General features: G+C 59.5%; 18 protein-coding genes. 8 read left to right on the top strand and 10 right to left on the bottom strand.

Annotation, left to right across the window (positions count from 1 at the left end; all coding sequences use genetic code 11):
• Window positions 1-194: 194 nt before the first annotated feature.
• On the bottom strand, window positions 195-485 hold the full coding sequence (locus tag PMI18_RS02410; protein ID WP_007906938.1) for a hypothetical protein: 291 nt from the start codon (window positions 483-485) through the stop codon (window positions 195-197).
• Window positions 486-678: 193 nt separating this feature from the next.
• Complete coding sequence (locus PMI18_RS02415; protein ID WP_007906936.1) at window positions 679-1,626, bottom strand: LysR family transcriptional regulator; 948 nt, start codon at window positions 1,624-1,626, stop codon at window positions 679-681.
• A gap of 225 nt (window positions 1,627-1,851) precedes the next feature.
• On the opposite strand from PMI18_RS02415, the gene PMI18_RS02420 reads away from it, so the two are divergent.
• Together PMI18_RS02420 and PMI18_RS02425 are read left to right on the top strand one after the other, a co-directional pair.
• On the top strand, window positions 1,852-3,147 hold the full coding sequence (locus PMI18_RS02420) for a dicarboxylate/amino acid:cation symporter (RefSeq protein WP_007906935.1): 1,296 nt from the start codon (window positions 1,852-1,854) through the stop codon (window positions 3,145-3,147).
• 11 nt (window positions 3,148-3,158) lie between these two features.
• The gene (locus PMI18_RS02425) at window positions 3,159-4,649 is read left to right on the top strand and encodes an amino acid racemase (protein ID WP_007906934.1); all 1,491 of its coding nucleotides are present in this window, start codon (window positions 3,159-3,161) and stop codon (window positions 4,647-4,649) included.
• 121 nt (window positions 4,650-4,770) lie between these two features.
• Here PMI18_RS02425 and PMI18_RS02430 read toward each other — a convergent pair whose 3' ends face one another.
• Window positions 4,771-4,983 (bottom strand): DUF1059 domain-containing protein, encoded by a 213-nt coding sequence (locus PMI18_RS02430; RefSeq protein WP_007906931.1) that lies wholly within the window; start codon window positions 4,981-4,983, stop codon window positions 4,771-4,773.
• A gap of 226 nt (window positions 4,984-5,209) precedes the next feature.
• On the opposite strand from PMI18_RS02430, the gene PMI18_RS02435 reads away from it, so the two are divergent.
• Complete coding sequence (locus PMI18_RS02435) at window positions 5,210-5,797, top strand: LysE family translocator (RefSeq protein WP_007906929.1); 588 nt, start codon at window positions 5,210-5,212, stop codon at window positions 5,795-5,797.
• 138 nt (window positions 5,798-5,935) lie between these two features.
• On the opposite strand, the gene PMI18_RS02440 is transcribed toward PMI18_RS02435, so the two are convergent.
• From PMI18_RS02440 to PMI18_RS02460, 5 genes are all read right to left on the bottom strand, one after another.
• Window positions 5,936-6,769 (bottom strand): AraC family transcriptional regulator, encoded by an 834-nt coding sequence (locus tag PMI18_RS02440; RefSeq protein WP_007906927.1) that lies wholly within the window; start codon window positions 6,767-6,769, stop codon window positions 5,936-5,938.
• 34 nt (window positions 6,770-6,803) lie between these two features.
• Window positions 6,804-7,307 (bottom strand): VOC family protein, encoded by a 504-nt coding sequence (locus tag PMI18_RS02445; protein ID WP_007906924.1) that lies wholly within the window; start codon window positions 7,305-7,307, stop codon window positions 6,804-6,806.
• Window positions 7,308-7,438: 131 nt separating this feature from the next.
• On the bottom strand, window positions 7,439-9,928 hold the full coding sequence (locus PMI18_RS02450; protein WP_007906921.1) for a TonB-dependent siderophore receptor: 2,490 nt from the start codon (window positions 9,926-9,928) through the stop codon (window positions 7,439-7,441).
• 106 nt (window positions 9,929-10,034) lie between these two features.
• Window positions 10,035-11,021, bottom strand: a complete 987-nt coding sequence (locus PMI18_RS02455) for a FecR domain-containing protein (RefSeq protein ID WP_007906920.1) — start codon at window positions 11,019-11,021, stop codon at window positions 10,035-10,037.
• A gap of 4 nt (window positions 11,022-11,025) precedes the next feature.
• The gene (locus PMI18_RS02460; protein ID WP_007906918.1) at window positions 11,026-11,550 is read right to left on the bottom strand and encodes a sigma-70 family RNA polymerase sigma factor; all 525 of its coding nucleotides are present in this window, start codon (window positions 11,548-11,550) and stop codon (window positions 11,026-11,028) included.
• Between the two features lie 375 nt (window positions 11,551-11,925).
• On the opposite strand from PMI18_RS02460, the gene PMI18_RS02465 reads away from it, so the two are divergent.
• From PMI18_RS02465 to PMI18_RS02480, 4 genes are all read left to right on the top strand, one after another.
• A complete protein-coding gene (locus PMI18_RS02465) occupies window positions 11,926-12,381 on the top strand; it encodes a (2Fe-2S)-binding protein (protein ID WP_007906916.1) in 456 nt (151 codons plus the stop codon).
• A gap of 24 nt (window positions 12,382-12,405) precedes the next feature.
• On the top strand, window positions 12,406-14,574 hold the full coding sequence (locus tag PMI18_RS02470; protein ID WP_007906914.1) for a xanthine dehydrogenase family protein molybdopterin-binding subunit: 2,169 nt from the start codon (window positions 12,406-12,408) through the stop codon (window positions 14,572-14,574).
• Window position 14,575: 1 nt separating this feature from the next.
• Complete coding sequence (locus PMI18_RS02475) at window positions 14,576-15,154, top strand: hypothetical protein (protein ID WP_007906912.1); 579 nt, start codon at window positions 14,576-14,578, stop codon at window positions 15,152-15,154.
• Window positions 15,155-15,227: 73 nt separating this feature from the next.
• Entirely contained in the window at window positions 15,228-15,848 is a 621-nt protein-coding gene (locus tag PMI18_RS02480; RefSeq protein WP_007906910.1) for a GGDEF domain-containing protein, read from the top strand.
• Here the strand turns inward: PMI18_RS02480 and PMI18_RS02485 are convergent.
• The gene (locus tag PMI18_RS02485; RefSeq protein WP_007906908.1) at window positions 15,839-17,116 is read right to left on the bottom strand and encodes an amidase; all 1,278 of its coding nucleotides are present in this window, start codon (window positions 17,114-17,116) and stop codon (window positions 15,839-15,841) included. The genes PMI18_RS02480 and PMI18_RS02485 overlap by 10 nt on opposite strands.
• Window positions 17,113-17,538, bottom strand: coding sequence for a VOC family protein (locus PMI18_RS02490; RefSeq protein WP_007906904.1), 426 nt, complete (start codon window positions 17,536-17,538; stop codon window positions 17,113-17,115). The genes PMI18_RS02485 and PMI18_RS02490 overlap by 4 nt, the downstream gene beginning before the upstream one ends.
• A 112-nt stretch (window positions 17,539-17,650) precedes the next feature.
• On the opposite strand from PMI18_RS02490, the gene PMI18_RS02495 reads away from it, so the two are divergent.
• A complete protein-coding gene (locus tag PMI18_RS02495) occupies window positions 17,651-18,517 on the top strand; it encodes a LysR family transcriptional regulator (protein WP_007906902.1) in 867 nt (288 codons plus the stop codon).
• Window positions 18,518-18,540 lie beyond the last annotated feature (23 nt).

Raw genomic sequence — 18,540 nt, 5'->3', positions numbered from 1 at the left:
GCTTGCCGGCGAGGCGTCCTTAAGAGCGCCTTCGCCGGCAAGCCTGGCTCCTACAAGGGATCTCCTTCGTCATTCAGGTTGGGATCAGAGAGAAAAACAGGGGACAGAAAAACAGGGGACAGACCACGATTGCCCGGCATTCGCCTTGAATCGCGGTCTGTCCCTCCTAACGTAAGATCAACTGGAATGGCGCGCTATTTGATCTGCACAATGACCGGACCTTCCGTCACGATCGGCGGGTTTGCGTGAATATTCGAGGCATTTTTCTGAATCCAGTCGCGCGCGACTTTCAAGCTCGCATCGCTGCCGGCCTTGTCCGTGCAAACAGTCACCGCCGTACCGCCATCACCCGTGTTCAGCAGTGTGTAGCTTACCAGGCCAGGCACTGTCCGCAGGGTAGCTTCGACGTCGGCCTTGCGCTCTTCTAAAAGATCGAAAAGCTGTTTTGCTCCAGCACCCAGGTAGGTTCTTATAACCGCATACATGGTCGTCTCCTTTAGGAGTTACCGTCTTGATGCCAATCCAGATCCGCTAATGGCCGCTATCACTCAGGTTTCAGTTCGTCCCGATTTAATCAGCTTAGCCAAACGCCCGGCGGCGAGCGAAATGCAACGACCACCGGCCACTTTTGGCCCGAGAGCGAACTGGACTGCGGCGGTATCAGGGCAGCGATGTGACTTATGTTGTGGTCAACGCGCCTTGAGTCGGAGCAGTGGGCAAGCGCAACGAGGCACTTTCCAGGGTTTTCCAGAGATTGCGCATCGTCGGATTCTGATTGGCGATTGCGCAGTACGATCGGATTTCCAGACGCGTACTCCATTCCTCGCCACCCGCCCTGACCAATAGCCCTCGCTCCATTTCGTCGATGACTGCGCTTTGTGGCAACCAGGCCACGCCGTAGCCCTCGATAGCCATGCGCATCAGCAGCATCGCCATATCCGCTTCATAACAGCGCTCCAGCGCGACCGGTGCAGGGCCGTTCTTGATAACGATGTCGGCAACGCGACCAAGAAAAGTCGTTGCGGTGTAGGCGAGATAGGGGACCGGCTTGCCGGAGCTGCCGGGTAAGCGAAACAGCGGTTCGCCTCTGTCGTTTGCCGCGCATAAAGGGATGAAAGCATCGTGCCCGAGCGTCAGGCTGCCGAAACGCTCAGGGTTCAGCAAGATGGGTGCAAGAGGGTGGTGATAGACCATCATCAAATCGCAACTGCCTTCCTCTAACGCGATAACGGCATCATGAATATTGGCGGCGACCACCCGTGCATTGAACTGCTCATTATGTTGCTGGAACTGCGAGAGCCATTTAGGAAGAAAGGTCATCGAGAGGCTGTGCCCAGCCGTAACCTGGATGGATCGTCCCGGCATCCGCTCCACCTCGCGCAACGTTGAGCGCAATCTCAGTAACCCTGCCAGCGCCTCTCTGCTTTCTTCACAGAAAGTCACTCCGGCAGCTGTGAGCTGGACGGGATAGGTGCCACGGTCCACAAGCTCGACGCCGACCCATTCCTCAAGTGACCGAATACGGCGTGACAGCGCCGACTGCGTCACACACCGGACCTCAGCCGCGCGCGAGAAATTTTTCAGTTCGGCGATCGCTAGAAGATCATCCAGCCATTTGATTTGCATATCGTGATCTCCCGCTGTGAGAACGTCATTTTACGTTGGAATCGCCCGGCCAATGCGGCTGTTAACCAACTATTCCAAAAGCGCATAGGCCTAGCAGGATTACTCATCATGCCCGATCGATCCGATCCTTAGAATCAGCACAGCACCAATGCCCCTCAGAGCATTGGGCGAATCAAATTGACCCTGCCAAGTAAAAAAATCCAATAACTACTTGAGGACAGCTCCGTGAAGAAAAATAAGCTTCCACGTCGAATTGCGATTGGCATTGTGCTGGGCGTGCTTGTGGGTTGGGCGTGTCACCATTTCGCAGGAAGCGAGCAAAGTGCCAAGGAAATTGCGGCTTACTTTTCGATGGTCACCGACATTTTCCTGCGCTTGATCAAGATGATCATCGCCCCCCTGGTATTTGCGACGCTGGTCGGTGGCATCGCCAGCATGGGCAACTCTCGTTCCGTGGGAAGGATCGGCATGCGGGCGATGGCATGGTTCGTGACGGCTTCAGTGATCTCACTCATGATCGGGATGGGGCTGGTTAACCTGTTTCAACCAGGGGCCGGATTGAATATGGAGGTTGTTCAGCATGCAACCGCCGCCGTGCCAGTCAACACGGGTGACTTCAGTCTCAAGACCTTCATCAGCCATGTGTTCCCTCGCAGTATTGCCGAGGCCATGGCTAATAACGAGATCCTGCAAATTGTGGTCTTTTCGCTGTTCTTCGGATTCGCCCTGGCGGGTGTCAAACGCGCTGGCTACACGAAGATAACGGACTCCATCGAGGAGTTGGCAAAGGTGATGTTCAAGATCACCGACTACGTGATGGCTTTTGCGCCGATTGGTGTTTTCGCCGCCATCGCGTCTGCCATTACTACCCAAGGACTTGGGTTGCTCGTTGATTACGGCAAGCTGATTGCAGAGTTTTACCTGGGGATTGTCATTCTTTGGGCCGTGTTGTTCGGCGCAGGCTATGTGTTCCTCGGACGATCGGTTTTTGACCTCGGCAAGCTTATTCGCGAGCCTATCCTCTTGGCGTTTTCGACCGCCAGCAGCGAGTCCGCTTACCCAAAAACGATTGAGGCTCTGGAGAAGTTTGGCGCTCCAAAACGGGTGTCCAGCTTCGTGTTGCCCCTGGGTTACTCGTTCAACCTTGACGGTTCGATGATGTACCAGGCCTTCGCCATCATGTTCATTGCCCAGGCGTACAACATCGACCTCAGCTTTACCCAGCAACTGCTGATTCTTTTAACGTTGATGGTCACCAGCAAGGGCATGGCGGGTGTGGCACGTGCCTCCGTCGTCGTAGTCGCTGCGACGCTGCCGATGTTCAATCTTCCTGAAGCAGGCCTGCTGCTGATCATCGGCATTGACCAGTTTCTGGACATGGCTCGCACAGCCACCAACGTTGTGGGAAACAGTATCGCAACGGCCGTCGTCGCCAAATCCGAACCCCATGAAGAACCCGTGGAGGAGGGCGAAGCACAGGCTCCAGTACGGTCTCGATCCGAACCGGTTTCGGTCGCTTGAGGAGTTGCGTCATGAAGGTTAAAGCGAAGTCGACCAACAAGGCTTCTGTTGTCCGTAAGCTGGGTATTGTCGGTGGGCTTGGGTCACTGGCCGGGGGCGATCTGTTCTATAAATTGGTCAAGTCCAGAGCGGTGTTGGAGGACCAGGGCCGATACCATTTCCTGTTTGAGCAACACCCTTTCAAGGACGTGCTGCTGCCCCTGGACAGCGGAGCGAGCATGACTTCGCGCAAGTTCTATGTGTTCCAGGTGTGCAAGTCGTTCGAGGAAAGTGGCTTCGATGCCGTGATGCTTCCATGCTTCGCTAGCCATACCTTCCGCGCTGAAATTCAGGAGGAGCTTGGCATTCCGGTGTTGGACATGATGGCCGCTTTGACCCGGCACGTTAGTCATGTCGTCGAGCCGCAAACAACCTTGGGTGTCATCGCCTCCGACTTTGTCCGCCATTGTGGATTGTTCGAACGACATTTCGAAAAGGATTTCAAGATCGTCTACCCGGATCCAGAAGCGCAATCGGCGTTGATGGAGGCCATGTACGGTCTGAACGGCATCAAGGACGGCCACCTGGAAGGCGTACCCCTTGAAGCGGTTTACCAGGCTTGCCTCTCCTTGCAGGCGCAGGGAGCCACGGTGATCTTGCCCGGCATGACAGAGCTTTCGCTGGTCTGTGCTGACCTGCAGCGTCGAGGGGTTGCCGTCCTGGACATCAATGAGATCTACGCGAACTTCGCCACGCTAGAGAGCGGACAGCCCAGGCGTCCCCCTTTCAAACTGGGCATTCTGGGCGGCGTCGGGCCTGCCGCTACCGTGGATTTCATGGGCAAAGTGGTCGCCCATACGTCTGCGGGGAAGGATCAGGAACATATCAAAATGGTGGTCGAGCAAAACCCGCAAATACCGGATCGAACGGCCAATCTGCTACGAGATGAAACGGATCCCACGATGGCGATGTATGCGACCTGCAAGCGACTCGAAAGCGCGGGCGCAAACGCCATCGCGATACCCTGCAACACCGCCCATGCTTTCGTCGAACGTATTCAGACGCACCTGAGGGTACCCATCGTGAACATGCTGACCGAGACGGTGGAATGGATCGTGCACAAATATGGTTCGGGTAAGGCGATCGGTCTTTTGGCGACATCAGGTACCGTGCAAAGCCAGGTTTATCACCAGGCCGCACGCCGCGCCGGGTTGCAAATCCTCACGCCTGGCGTCGATTACCAAACGATGGTCATGGACGCCATCTATGGGCCGCGAGGCATCAAGGCCGGATTTACCCAAGGGCTCTGCAAAGAGCAACTGCTGCTGGCGGCCGAACACCTGTGTGAGTTGGGGGCGGGGGTGCTGATCCTGGGGTGCACGGAATTGCCCTTGGTGCTCGACCATTGCGAGGCGTTTGAAATCAATGGGCACACCGTGGCCATTGTTGACCCCACCACGATCCTGGCGTTGAAGTGCATAGAGCTGGCAGACAAGAACCCATCAAGCCAACGAGCTTTCTGAAGCGCACAAGTGAGCGTTGAGCGAGCGCCGGGCAATGAGACCTGACATCAAACAAGCGCTCCCATACACCCCAATTCTCCGTAGGAGCTGCCGCAGGCTGCTCCTACGGGGGATCTCCTTATCAAGCGAGACGCGGTGCTTCAACAGGCGGGGTGCCGTCGTGAAACATTGTCTTCAGTTGAGCACGCAGTTCCGGCGAATCGGTGTGCTTGTGAACGCTGACCGCATGCTGTGCGGCGGCCTCGAGCAGTTCGTTTTCAGAGTCTGCGGACAGCGCGACCGAGCATTTGGAATCACTTGGAAACTCGCGGCAGTCGATGTATTTACGCGCCATGATCTTCTCCTCCCTACGACGAAGGCAGGCCGCGGCCTGCGTGAACGATCACTCGACGCGCCACCCCATACATCAAACACGATTGCATGTCGCTTCGAGTGTGCCAACTCTTGAAGTATAGGCCCCGACAGGCTTGCAATGACGCAGAGGGGAGTTTTCTTCAATACGTCGCGCGGGCGGCTCTTTACCTTGAGGCCTGGTTCAACTGAATTGAAGAAGGTATGCAATGAGTCTGGTTCTTTCCATGGCCGCGTTTGCGCTGGCCGCTTCCATTACCCCTGGTCCGGTGAACATCGTAGCGTTGAGCTCCGGAGCGCAGTTCGGCTTTCGCGCCAGTCAGCGGCATGTGGCCGGAGCGACCCTGGGGTTCGTGTTACTGCTGGTGCTGATGGGGTTGGGGCTGCATGAACTGCTGAAACTGTGGCCGTTCATGACACAAGTGGTGCAATTGGCCGGCGTGGCGTTTCTGTTGTTCATGGCTTTCAAATTGGCCACTGATAATGGTCAGCTCGATGCCAAGGAGTCAGGTCGGGCGCCGTCGATGCTGTATGGCGCGGTGATGCAATGGCTCAACCCGAAAGCCTGGCTGGCCTGCGTGGCGGGGATGGGCGCGTTTGTCGCCGACGGCGAGGCGCGGTTGGTGTGGCAGTTTGCGGCGGTGTATCTGGTGATCTGCTACTTGTCGGTGGGGTGCTGGGCGTATGCCGGGACGTTTTTGCGCGGCTATCTGAGTAACCCGGCGGGGATGCGCCTGTTCAATCGGGTCATGGCGTTGTTGCTGGCGGTGAGTGCGGGGTATTTGTTGTTGCCTTGAGTCAAACCCACTGTTGTAGCCAGAGTGCTTTTTGTGGCGAGGGAGCTTGCTCCCGCTCGACTGCGCAGCAGGCGCTGAGATTCTGGGGCCGCTTCGCAGCCCGGCGGGAGCAAGCTCCCTCGCCACAGAAGTTGGGCATCAACCGCGATACTGCCCCGGTGTCGCCGCCAGATGCTGTTTGAACGCACGTTGAAAATGCGCCTGGTCGGCAAACCCCGCTTCCAGCGCCACATCGGCGATTAACTTGCCGCTGCGCAGTCGATCCCGGGCGAACTGGATGCGCCGGTTGACCAGGAACGCATGAGGCGTCATGCCGTAATGCTGTTTGAAGGCGCGGATCAGGTAGGACGGCGACAGTTGCGCCGCCTCGCAAATGTCTTCGAGCTTGAGCATTTGCGTGCAGTTGTCGCGGATATAGTCGGCAGCCCGTTCCAGCTTGAAATTGGGTTCGCGCAGCGGTTCATCGACGGGGTTGAGCCGCTGTTGCACCTCGGTGAAAAACTCCACCGCCGCGCTGTGCTTGTACAACACGTCTTGCTGCGGATCGACCAATACCTCGTACAGATTCTTCAGCCCGGCGAACAGCTCGATGTCACGATTGTGGGTGATGGAGAATCGGCGAAACGCCGAGTCCTGGCTGAAGCCGAGCTGATGCTGTAAATCGGTCAGCCAGGGCGTCTCGACGTACAGCATCAGGTACGACCACGGCTGGTCGTCGATCGGATTGCAGGCATGCACATCGCCCGGATTCATCAGCACCACGGTGCCGGCACTGACCTGAAACTCCGATTGCTCGTGAATATAGGTGCTGCGCCCGGCGGTGATTGCCCCGATGGAAAAATGCGCGTGAGAATGGCGGCTGTAGCAGACCTCGCGACCGTCGGCGATGGAACGGGCCTCGATGAAGGGCAGGGCGTCGTCGCGCCAGAAGCGCGGGGCTTTGTCTGCATCTTTGGCGACGGTGTGCTTCATCAAGGTGTCCTCGGCGGTTCTGCTTCGGAGTGTATTAGTTCTCGCCGTCAAAGGCTCGTTGCAGCGTGGCGATGTCGAGTTTTTTCATTTGCAGCATTGCCGCCATGGCGCGCTGGGATTTGGCTGTGTCGGGGTCTTTCATCATGTCCATCAGAACGACCGGCACGACCTGCCACGACACGCCGAATTTGTCCTTGAGCCAGCCGCATTGCTGGGCTTCAACGGGACCGCTCGCAGACAGACGCCCCCAGAAGTGGTCGACTTCCTCCTGAGTGTGGCAATTGACCTGGAATGAGATCGCCTCATTGAACTTGAACACCGGGCCACCGTTAAGGCCGGTGAAGCTCTGCCCATCGAGCTCGAAACTGACGGTCATCACCGAACCTTCCGGCCGGCCATGGATTTCCTCACCGGCCTTGCCGTAATGGGTGATGCCGATGATTTTTGAATGATCGAAGATCGCGCAGTAAAACTTCGCGGCTTCCTCGGCCTGATCGTCGAACCACAGGCAAGGCGTGAGTTTTTGAACGCGGTGCATGGCGGTGCTCCTCTGCGGGTTAATCACTCTGGATTATCAGCGTAGTCAGCCTGTGGTCACCCGGTGGCGCCGTAGATCGACAACTCACAAGAAAACGGCTGCCGATCCTTCGGCAGCCGTTGAAGCAGGGCTCAGAAGTCCCACTTGGTCGTCAGTTGCAGGCTGCGCGGTTCGCCGTAGAACCCGGTGCCGAAATTGCCGAGTCCGGTGTAATAGGTCTTGTCGAACAGGTTCTTGACGTTGACAGTCGCGCTCAGGTGATCGTTGAAGCGATAGCGTGCCATCAGGTCCACCAGGTAGTAGCTGTCCTGGGTGATGCGTGAGTACTGGCCGAAGTTGACGGTGTCGGCGGGGTTGGGCTGGAACACGTTGCCGAAAAACTCGCTTTGCCAGTTCACACCGCCGCCGACGGTCAGGTTTTCCCATGCACCGGGCAGTCGATAGGTGCTGAAGACGCGCACCACTTGTTCCGGGGCGGTGGTTTGCAGTACCGAGCCGTAGACGTAATCGCCTTTGGCATCGCGGGTATGGTTATAGGTGTAACCGGCCGACAGGTTCCAGCCTTCCATCACTTCACCGGCCAGTTCGAACTCGAAGCCTTTGGTGGTCGCGCCCTGAACGGCCGTGTACACCGACTCGGTCTCGAAGCCGCTGACGTACTGGGCGATGTTGTCCTGTTCAATGCGGAACACCGCGAAACTGGCATTGAGGCGCCCACCAAAGTATTCGGCCTTGATGCCGGCTTCGTAGCTGTCGCCTTCCACCGGGTCGAGCAGTTGGCGCGCGGCGTCCTTGCTCATTTGCGGCTGATAGATGCTGGTGTAACTGGTGTACAGCGAATAAGTATCGTTGAGGTCGTAGATCAGCCCGGCGTAAGGGGTGACTACGCCAGTCTGGCGATAACCGTCGCGCACGTCGGGCGTGTTCGGATCGCTGTAGTCGAGGTGGTCGCTGCCCTTGAAGTCGCTGACCCGGCCGCCGAGGATCACCGACAGATCATCGGTGGGCTTGAGCCGGGTGGCCAGGTAGGCGCCGGTCTGGCGCTGGACGATGTCGTTATCGCCGATGCGCGGGATGTCCGGCTTGGGGAACTCGCCGCGCCAGTCGAAGACGCTGCCGTCCAGGGCCGGATAGACCGAACCGTGCACTGGAATGTCCTGGCGGGCGTTCATCGACATGAAACCGGCGATCAAATCATGCTCGCGACCGAACAGGCTGAAAGGGCCGGTGAGGTTGATGTCGATGTTGTCCTGAACCTGATCGCCCTTGAACTTGCCCATGTACATGAACATGCCGTTACCGGTGACCGGGTCTGGATTACCACCGCTGGCCGAGCCGAGCAGGGTGTCGTGCTGGCGGTGTTTGCGGTCGTAGCTGACTTTCAGCGTCCAGTCGTTGGCCAGTCGTTGTTCCACCGAGGCGAAAATCGTCTGGTTGGTGAAGTCACGACGGCTCCAGTCGGTGGCCGGGTTGAAGGAACGAGAGAAGTTGGTGCGCGAGCCGTCGCTGGAGTACATCGGGAAACCGGTCCAGCTGGCGCCGCGTGAACGGGTATTTTGCTGGTCCATGCCGAAGGTCAGCAGGGTGTCTGGGGTCAGGTCCGCTTCAAGGATGCCGTAGGCGATGTCCTTGGTGTTCTGGTAGTGATCCATGTAGGCGCTGCGATCTTGATAGACCCCGACGAACCGCCCGCGCACGTTGCCGCTTTCGGTCAGCGGGCCGGAAATGTCACCTTCGCTGCGATAGTTGTCCCAGGAGCCGACCGTGCCGGCAATCGATGCCTTGAACTCTTTGGTCGGACGCTTGCGGATCAGGTTGACGGTGGCCGAGGGATCGCCCGAACCGGTCATCAGGCCCGTTGCGCCTTTGATGATTTCCACGCGGTCGAAGGTCGCCATGTCAGTGCTGGTGGTGCCGTAATCGTAGACACCGTCATAGTCGGTATTGACGCCGTCGTACTGGAAGTTGGTGATCGGCAGGCCACGGCTGGAAAACTCCCAGCGTTCGCTGTCGTAGTTCTGCACGCTGATGCCGGGGGCGCGGCGCAGGGTGTCGGCGATGCTGGTGGAACCCTGGTCGTCCATTTGCTGACGGGTGATGACGGTCACCGACTGCGGTGTTTCGCGCAGGGACAGCGGCAGGCCTGTAGCCGAAGACGTCGAACCGGTGGTGTAGGAATGAGTGTCTTCAGTGGTGGCGCCCAGCCCCTGACCGGAAATGTTCGTGGCGTCCAGTTCCAGTGCACCTTGCGAGGCAGGTACTGCTTGCAACACATAGCCGCCGTTGCCCTGGGGGTTGGCTTGCAGGCCGCTGCCTTGCAACAGTCGCTGCAACGCTTGCGAGTCGGTGTAGTCGCCATCGAGGCCGGGGCTGCGCTTGCCGGCCGCGAGGTCGTTGTGACCGGCGAGGAAGACTCCGCTCTGCTCGGCGAAGCGATTGAGTACGCTGGCCAACGGTCCCGCTGCTATCGCGTAATGGCGTGTCCGGGGGCTGGACTGTTCACTGGCGCCCGTGGTGTCTGCTTGAGCGAACGGTGCCGAAAAGCTCAGAAATGCAGCCGGGAGAGCCAGCGCCAAGGGGCGCAGGGCAAAACGAGTGCGGGTGAAGGCGTTGCGTGACATGGCGTTCCCTGGAATCAGTTCGATCGGCAATGTGAGGTGCTTCTGAGGGGTTAACCGAACGAGAAAGGCAAAAGGGAACCCGTTGCCGAAAAAGAGTTTTTTCCACTCAGACTTTCGGGCCGACGCTGACCCACCAGGCGAAGGTTTTTTGCACCCGGATCGGCAATGCCGCTTCCAGCAGGCGCAATGCCTGATCGGTGTCTTTGAGCGGGAACGAGCCCATGACCGGCAGCTCGGCGACTTCCGGGTCGCAGTGCAAATGCCCCGGACGGTAGCGATTCAATTCGTCGATCAACTGGCCCAGTGGCAGGTTGTCTGCCAGCAGCAGGCCATGACGCCAGGCTTCCCGTGAGGGGCTTGCGGCGGTGCTCAGCGCCATTGCGCTGTCGCTGAACGCCAGTTGCCGACCAGCCTCGACAACCTGTACCGCGCCTTGGCGGGTGCGAACTTCAACCGCGCCTTCATAGACGTTCAGCAACGTCTGTCGATCCTCCTGGCGAACACTGAAGCGGGTACCCAGCGCCCGCAGTTGCCCTTGGGCGGTTTCCACCAAAAACGGTCGGCCGGGGTCCTTGGCGGTGTCGATCAACACTTCGCCGCGCTGCAACTGCAGCAAACGTTGCGTGGCATCGAAGCGGACATTCAGTGCACTGAGTGCATTCAGCCAGATCCGGCTGCCATCGTTGAGCACGGTTTCGCGGGTTTCCCCGGTGTCGGTCGCGAGGTTGGCAGTGAACCGCCCGAGCGTTTCCGGCAGCGGCGTGCCGCGCCAGGCGGCCCATCCCGTCAGGCTGCCAGCGGTGAGGATCAACAGGCTCTTGAGGGTCTGGCGGCGACTGATTGGCGAGCGCCCGGTGCTGCGCAGGACCTGGCTTACAGCCTGTTGTTCGCTGTCGTGTTGCAGCGGGGTGAAGCGTTGCCCGACCCGTTCGATGTAGCGCCAGGCGTCCTGATGGTCAGTACTTTGAGCCAGCCAATCCTGCCAGCGCAGGCGTTCGTGGTCGGCTACTTGTGGGTCGTGGAGTTGCACATACCACTGAGCCGCTTGCTCGAGGCTGGCATGGCTGAGTTTTTTCAAGGGGACGGCGGGCATGGGGTTATTCAATCAGCAACCCATCGAGTTCGGCTTCGAGGATCGCGCAGTGCATCATGGCCTGGGCCAGGTACTTCTTGACCATGCGCTCGCTCACGCCGATCTCGCTGGCGATGAGTCGATAGGGCATGCCGTGCAACTGAGCCAGGATAAATGCATCGCTGACTCGTTTGGGCAAGCGTTGTAGCAGGGCGTCCACTTCGTGCAGGGTCTCGACAATGATCGCCCGTTGTTCCGGTGACGGTTGCAAGGCGGGAGGGCGTGCGGCGAGGGTCTGCAGCCAGGCGTGTTCCAACTGCCGACGACGCCAGTGATCAATGCACAAACCGCGAGCAATGGTCGCCAGGTAGGAGCGCTCTCGAACGTCGCAGTCAAACGCCTGTGGCCGCTTGAGTACTCGCATGAAGGTGTCATGAGCGAGATCCGCGGCATCCATCGCGTTGCTGAGGCGTCGACGCAACAACTCGTACAGCCATTGGTGGTGGCAGGTATAGAGGTTTTGAACCGAAGAAAAGTCGGCGATTGTCATTGGGAGCACACGTCCATGGCGACCGGCGTCGCGGGTGCAAATAAGAATTGGTCGCGATTAAAGCAAATGGCCGGAAGTCTCGCAAATGATATTGGTTTGCTTTTAGGTGCTCCCAGGCCAACTTTCGATCAATCCGCGTAGCAGCGACCGGTGGTCGATGAACATGGCTTGTGGGTCAAATTGCGCTTAGCTGTAGGGATAACCCAAGGCGCGCGTAACCCGCCGACCTTGTAGGAGCGAGGCTTGCCCGCGAAGAACGATAACGCGGTGTGACAGCAAAGACGCCTTCGCGGGCAAGCCTCGCTCCTACACAATAATGATGGCGCCGAGGCAGAGGCGCCCCTTCAGAACACCGTGAGTCTGAGGAAACCCGCAATGCTGACCCTTAATATCAATGGCAAGGACCAGGAACTGGATGTCCCGGCGGACATGCCGTTGCTCTGGGTGCTGCGCGATGTCGCGCACCTGACGGGCACCAAATTCGGTTGTGGCATGGCCCAGTGTGGCGCCTGCACCGTACACGTCGACGGCGCGCCGCTGCGCTCCTGCATAACGCCCGCCACGGCGGTGGCTCATGGGCAGAAAATTCTCACCATCGAAGGTTTGTCCGCTGATGGCTCGCACCCGGTTCAGCAAGCCTGGGCCGAACTCGACGTGGTCCAGTGCGGTTATTGCCAGTCGGGGCAGATCATGTCGGCGGCAGCGCTGCTGGCGAAGATCCCCAAGCCCACCGACAGTGACATCGACCAGGCGCTGTCCGGCAACATTTGCCGCTGCGGCACCTACCCAAGAATCCGCGCCGCGGTCAAACGCGCCGCCGAGATCGGTTGATCCCACGTCGAAGGAACCTGACCCATGAACAGAATCAACCCTGTCTCGCGTCGCGGTTTTCTCAAGGGCAGCGCAGTGTTGGGCGGCGGTCTGGTGGTGGCGTTTGTCATCCCGGGTGCCAATCGCTTTGCCCTCGGCGCCGAGAATCAAGGAAACGTCTTCGCCCCCAATGCCTTTTTACGCATTGGCAACGACAACAGCATCACCGTGCTGCTCGGCCATTCGGAAATGGGCCAGGGCATCTGGACCGGCCTGACCATGTTGATCGCCGAAGAGCTGGATGCCGATTGGTCGAAAATCCGTGTCGAACATGCACCGGCCTCGTCGGCCGATTATGGCCTGCCGGCGTTTGGCGGGATGCAGATCACCGGCGGTTCGACGTCGACCTGGATGGAGTTCGACCGCTATCGCCAGGCCGGAGCGGCGGCGCGCTTGATGCTGATCGAGGCGGCGGCCAAGCGATTCGACGTGGCGCCTTCGCAGATCCGCACCGAATCGGGTGTGGTCATGGCCGGCGACAAGCGCGCCACTTACGGCGAATTGGCGGATGACGCTGGCAAGCTGCCGGTGCCGGATCCGGCTTCGATCAAGTTCAAGGAGGCCAAGGACTGGAAGGTCATCGGCAAACCCACCAAGCGTCTCGACACCCCGGAGAAAATCACCGGGCAGGCGAAGTTCGGCATGGACGTGCAATTCGACGGGCTCATGACGGCGATGGTCGCTCGCCCGCCGGTGTTCGGCGGCAGCGTCAAATCCTTCGAAGGCGCCGAGGCGCTGGCGGTGCCGGGCGTGCACAAAGTGGTGCAGGTGCCCACGGGTGTCGCGGTGATTGCCGATCATTATTGGGCGGCGAAGCTGGGGCGCGATGCGCTGAAGGTCGAATGGGATTTGGGGCCGAACGCCGGGCTCGACAGTCAACAGCTGCTGGAAAGCTTCCGTAAACTCGCCGCCACCCCCGGCACTTCCGCCAGTCAGGCCGGGGATGCGACAGCGACGCTAGGCAAAGCGGCGAAGACGATTGAGGCTGAATACAGTGTGCCGTACCTGGCCCACGCGCCGATGGAGCCGCTCAATTGCACAGTGAAAATCTCCAAGGACAAATGCGAAATCTGGACCGGCACGCAGTTTCAGACGCTGGATCAGATGATCGCGGGGAAGATCACCGGGCTCAAACCCGAACAGGTAGAGATCCACACCCAATTCCTCGGCGGCGGCTTCGGGCGTCGGGCCAATCCGACCTCGGATTTTGTCAGCGAAGCCGTGTACGTCGCCAAGGCCGCGGGCGGGCCGGTGAAAACCGTCTGGGCCCGAGAGGATGACATTCGCGGCGGTTACTACCGCTCGGCGTTCTTGCATCAGGCGCGCATCGGGCTGGGTGCCGACGGCATGCCAATGGCCTGGAAGCATGTGCTGGTCGGGCAGTCGATCCTGACGGGTACGTCGTTCGCGGCGACCATGGTCAAGGATGGCATCGACAAAACCTCCGTCGAAGGCGTGGCCGACAGCCCTTATCTTGAGGGGCTGGCCAACCACCAGGTCGAACTGCATTCACCGCAAACCGGCATCAGTGTGCTGTGGCTGCGTTCGGTGGGGCACACCCACACGGCATTTGTCATGGAGTCGTTGATCGATGAGTTGGCAGACGCGGCCGGCAAGGATCCGGTGGAATACCGACGCGCCTTGCTCAAGGCGCATCCACGGCATTTGGGCGTGCTGAATCTGGCGGTGGAGAAAGCCAACTGGAAAGCACCGTTGCCGGACGGCCACGCATTGGGCGTGGCGGTGCACGAATCGTTCGGCAGCTATGTCGCTCAGGTGGCTGAGGTGTCGCAGGACAACCTGGCGATTCGCGTACACCGGGTGGTGTGCGCGGTGGACTGCGGCATTGCGGTCAATCCGCAGAGCATCGCCGCGCAGATGGAGTCAGGCATCACCTTTGGTCTCAGTTTTACCTTGCACAGCAAACTGACGTTCAAGGACGGTCAGGTGGAGCAGTCCAATTATCACGACTATCAGGTGCTGCGCCTGAACGAGATGCCGGTGGTCGAGGTGCATATCGTCCCCAGTAGCGACAAGCCCGGTGGCATCGGCGAGGTCGGTGTACCGCCGGTGGCGCCGGCAGTGGCGAATGCAGTGTTTGCCCTGACCGGGCAGCGCCTGCGGGAACTGCCGTTGCAACTGTCGGGGGTGTGAGATGAGACGACATCTGGTTCTTGGTGCGGTGGTGTTGATCGGGTTGAGTGGTTATGCCTCGGACCTGTTCGCTGACGATAAAGCGGCGGTGAAGGCGTTCGACACGGTGCAGAAGGTGTTCCAGAGCCCGCGTTGTCAGAACTGTCATATCCCCGGCGATTCGCCGTTGCAGTTCGACGCCGGCGTGCCTCACGCAATGAACGTGGTTCGCGGCATGGATGGCAAGGGTTCGGCCGGTTTGCCATGTGCTACCTGTCATGCCGAAAGCAATCCGCCGGCCAGTTATGGGCCTCATGCACCGCCCGGGGCGCCGCATTGGAGCCTGCCGCCAGCCGCACACAAAATGGCCTGGATCGGCCTGCCACCCGACAAGTTGTGCGCGATGATCAAGGACCGTTCCAGCAATGGCGATCGTGATTTTGCGGCACTGATCAAGCACGTCAGCGAGGACAAGCTGGTGCTCTGGGGCTGGCGTCCGGGTGAGGGACGGGCACCGGTGCCAGTGCCCCACGATATTTTCGTCACCCAGTTCAAACTCTGGGCCGATGCTGGAGGGCCGTGTCCACTGGCAGGTAGCTGACCAGCGGCGCGTTTATAGGGAGTCATACCGGGTGTGAACGACTCTAACGTTCATATCCATCAAGGAGTGAGTGATGTTAACCCCAGGCAAACCGATCAAACCCGGCGCTGGTGCAGACCTGCGTGCGCCGAACGTTCTCGACAGCGCAGTGCAGGATCGCGATGTATTGCGCGACTTGGCGCGCAAGGCCGAGCAAGAGCTGATGGGCGTGCAGATGGCGAGCATGGATGAGTTGACGCTGCTCTCCAATCGTCATGGCTTCGAGGCTTTGGCTCGGTTGGCGCTAGAGGCTTGTCAGCAGTTGGGCATACCCGCGACGCTGCTGTTTTTCGACCTTGATGACTTCAAGCGCATCAATCAGCTGTACGGTCGTGCAGAGGGCGACGATGCCCTGAAAACCTTCGCCGATGTGTTACGCATCGCCTTTCGCGAGAGCGATGTGATCGGCCGGCTCGGCAGCGATGAATTTGCTGCCTTGTTGACCGGCGCCGATACCGTGGAAATCGCCGCGATCAGAGCGCGCCTCGAAGAAATACTCAAGGAACGCAATGCCACGGCGCATCATGGCTATGACATTCGCTTCAGTATCGGGCAGATCGAGTTTGATCCTCGGCTACACCAGACAGCGGAAAATTTGCTGGCTCTGGTCGATAAGGCGATACGCGACCGACAGTTCGACGCTCGTCATTGTTGAGTGGCGTCTTGCAAGACCGCTGCAACGTGCCCGGCTGTTCGCAACAGCCGGCCATCGTCTCTGAACCGCCCGATCATCTGTAATCCGATCGGTAGACTGCCTTCGGCGCGAATCAGCGGAATATTGACTTGCGGCCAGCCGAACGCCCCCCAGAACTTGATGAAGTCCGACGGCCCGGTGCTTTCCAGGCCCATCGGCGCGACCATCGCGCAAGTGGCGCCAAGCATGGCGTCGAAGGGGTGGCAAAGCTCATTCAAACGCGGGGCAAGATTGGCCAGGCGCGCCTTGGCAGCAGATTCCTGTTCCCATGTTGTCGCCGCCGCTCGCTCGAACATGGCCAGTGTCGAAGGGCTCAATTGTGCCCGGTGTTGTTGAAATTCCTTCGCCAGCGAGCGGGCACCTTCGCAATCGTTGATCAACTGATGGTCGTCGAACACACCGGCAAACTCATCCGGCAACTGCACCTCGCTGACGTGATGGCCGGCGCCGCGCAACTGATCCACTGCCAGTTCCAGCGCGTGGGCCACCTCGGGGTCCACTTGGTCCCAGCGCGATGTACGGCAGAAACCCAATTGCAGCGGACGCCGCTCGACGTCAGGTACTACGAAGCCAGGAATCAACACTCTCGCCACGAGGTGCAGATCGCGCACTGATCGTCCATACCAACCCACGGTGTCGAAGCTCGGCGCCAGCGGTTTTACACCTTCCAGCGAAACCAGGCCCAACGATGGCTTGAAGGCGAAGAGGCCGCAGTAGGACGCCGGCTTGAGCAACGAGCCAGCCGTCTGGGTACCCAGTGCCAGGGCAAAGAAGCCCGCTGCCATCCCGGCCGCCGAGCCAGCGCTGGAACTGCCCGGCGTGCAGGCGAGGTTGTGGGGATTGCGGGTCGGACCGGTGTGCATGTACGCAAATTCGGTGGTGTGGGTCTTGCCCATGATCAGTGCTCCGGCCTGGCGCAGCAGCGTTACCACGTGGGCGTCCCGGGACGGTTGATGGCCGGCGTAAATGGGCGAATGAAATTGCGTGGGATGGTCGGCGCTGTCGAAGATGTCCTTGATCCCCACCGGTACTCCGGCCAGCAAGCCCTGGCCGGGGCATTGTGCGGCAGCGGTACGCACCTGGCGGGCATCGAACGAGACGAAGGCCTGGATGTCCGGCTCCAGCGTCTGAATGCACTCAAGAAAGTGCTCCGCGATGGCCGCAGCGCTCGTCTCGCCATGGGTTACTGCCTCGCTGAGAGCGGTGGCATCAAGAGCACGGCCGATCATTTGGCGAACAACTGGTCGATGTTCTTGAACGCCTTGAACTCCAGGGCGTTGCCGCAGGGGTCGAAGAGAAACATCGTGGCCTGTTCGCCCACCAGTCCCTGGAAGCGGATACCCGGCTCGATCACAAAACGGGTGCCCAGAGACTTCAATCGATCGGCGAGGTTTTCCCATTCCTCCATGCCCAGCACAACGCCAAAGTGCGGAACCGGTACGTTATGTCCATCCACGGCATTGGTGTGGGCCGCTTCCTGAGAGGCGTTTTTCGGCGCCAGGTGAATGACCAGTTGATGGCCGAAGAAATTGAAATCGACCCAATGGTCGCTGGAGCGACCTTCTTCCAGACCGAATACTTCGCCATAGAAACGTCGGGCGGCGGCCAAGTCATAAACCGGGATAGCCAAGTGAAAAGGGGACAGTTGCATCGGAGGTACCTCGACAGGTTGGGTTGGGATCGAGTTTAGCTCTGTGCTTTTTGATTGAAAGACGATAGTTTTTGCGACGAGCTCAAATTATTTCGATCAATTGGAGAGCCGCATGCTGCGGGAACTGAAAACCTTCATTGCCGTGACGCGTTATGGCACGTTCGCAGCGGCAGGCATGCACATCGGTCTGACCCAGTCGGCGGTCAGCGCGCAGATCCGCAACCTCGAACAGGCATTGGGCATACGCCTGTTCGATCGCACCGGACGTCAGGCGATTCTCAATGCGGCGGGGCAGCGCGCGTTGCCGATGGCCAGGGAAATGCTGGAAACTTTCAGCCGCATGGCCGTCAGCGATGATGTCAGCGAGTATCGCGGCGCGTTGAAGATTGGTGCGGTAGCCACGGCCCAGACCGGGCTGTTGCCCCAGGCGCTGTTACGATTGCGTCAACAGGCACCGCTGCTGGAGCCGAAGCTGGTGCCCGGTGTGTCGCTGAATCTGTTGAGTCAGGTGGATACCGGCGAAGTGGATCTGGCCATCCTGATCAAGCCGCCATTCGACTTGCCCAAGGAGTTGTCGGCACAGGTGATTCGCAAGGAGCCGTTCGTGCTGGTCGTTCCGGCAGCGCTTGAGGGGGATGATCCGCTGCAATTGCTCGCCGCGCATCCGCACGTGCGTTACGACCGCAATTCATTCGGTGGGCGATTGGTGACGCGGTTTCTGCGCGAGCAGCAGATCGACGTGCAGGTCGCGCTGGAACTGGATGAACTGGAAGCCATCGTGAAAATGGTTGAGTGCGGATTGGGGGTATCGCTGCTGCCCAAGGCCGGACTGTGGCTTGAACACGGCGCCAGGGTGAGGGTGATCGAATTGGGCGAACTGACGTTCTATCGGGAGATCGTGTTGCTGCAGCGTTATAGCCAGCGTATGCAGCCGATCCAGCAATTGTTTGCGCGGTGCCTGACACCAATCGACGACTGAACCCACAACCCTGTGGGAGCGAG

The sequence above is a fragment of the Pseudomonas sp. GM102 genome, assembly GCF_000282555.1.
Taxonomy (GTDB): domain Bacteria; phylum Pseudomonadota; class Gammaproteobacteria; order Pseudomonadales; family Pseudomonadaceae; genus Aquipseudomonas.
Note: the sequence above shows the minus strand (reverse complement) of the source record. Positions and strands in the feature narration are given on the sequence as shown.

Coding starts and splice junctions, on each gene's coding strand:
- PMI18_RS02410 (WP_007906938.1), bottom strand. CDS start 485: ATGTATGCGGTTATAAGAACCTACCTGGGTGCTGGAGCAAAACAGCTT.
- PMI18_RS02415 (WP_007906936.1), bottom strand. CDS start 1,626: ATGCAAATCAAATGGCTGGATGATCTTCTAGCGATCGCCGAACTGAAA.
- PMI18_RS02425 (WP_007906934.1), top strand. CDS start 3,159: ATGAAGGTTAAAGCGAAGTCGACCAACAAGGCTTCTGTTGTCCGTAAG.
- PMI18_RS02430 (WP_007906931.1), bottom strand. CDS start 4,983: ATGGCGCGTAAATACATCGACTGCCGCGAGTTTCCAAGTGATTCCAAA.
- PMI18_RS02435 (WP_007906929.1), top strand. CDS start 5,210: ATGAGTCTGGTTCTTTCCATGGCCGCGTTTGCGCTGGCCGCTTCCATT.
- PMI18_RS02440 (WP_007906927.1), bottom strand. CDS start 6,769: ATGAAGCACACCGTCGCCAAAGATGCAGACAAAGCCCCGCGCTTCTGG.
- PMI18_RS02445 (WP_007906924.1), bottom strand. CDS start 7,307: ATGCACCGCGTTCAAAAACTCACGCCTTGCCTGTGGTTCGACGATCAG.
- PMI18_RS02450 (WP_007906921.1), bottom strand. CDS start 9,928: ATGTCACGCAACGCCTTCACCCGCACTCGTTTTGCCCTGCGCCCCTTG.
- PMI18_RS02455 (WP_007906920.1), bottom strand. CDS start 11,021: ATGCCCGCCGTCCCCTTGAAAAAACTCAGCCATGCCAGCCTCGAGCAA.
- PMI18_RS02460 (WP_007906918.1), bottom strand. CDS start 11,550: ATGACAATCGCCGACTTTTCTTCGGTTCAAAACCTCTATACCTGCCAC.
- PMI18_RS02465 (WP_007906916.1), top strand. CDS start 11,926: ATGCTGACCCTTAATATCAATGGCAAGGACCAGGAACTGGATGTCCCG.
- PMI18_RS02470 (WP_007906914.1), top strand. CDS start 12,406: ATGAACAGAATCAACCCTGTCTCGCGTCGCGGTTTTCTCAAGGGCAGC.
- PMI18_RS02475 (WP_007906912.1), top strand. CDS start 14,576: ATGAGACGACATCTGGTTCTTGGTGCGGTGGTGTTGATCGGGTTGAGT.
- PMI18_RS02480 (WP_007906910.1), top strand. CDS start 15,228: ATGTTAACCCCAGGCAAACCGATCAAACCCGGCGCTGGTGCAGACCTG.
- PMI18_RS02485 (WP_007906908.1), bottom strand. CDS start 17,116: ATGATCGGCCGTGCTCTTGATGCCACCGCTCTCAGCGAGGCAGTAACC.
- PMI18_RS02490 (WP_007906904.1), bottom strand. CDS start 17,538: ATGCAACTGTCCCCTTTTCACTTGGCTATCCCGGTTTATGACTTGGCC.
- PMI18_RS02495 (WP_007906902.1), top strand. CDS start 17,651: ATGCTGCGGGAACTGAAAACCTTCATTGCCGTGACGCGTTATGGCACG.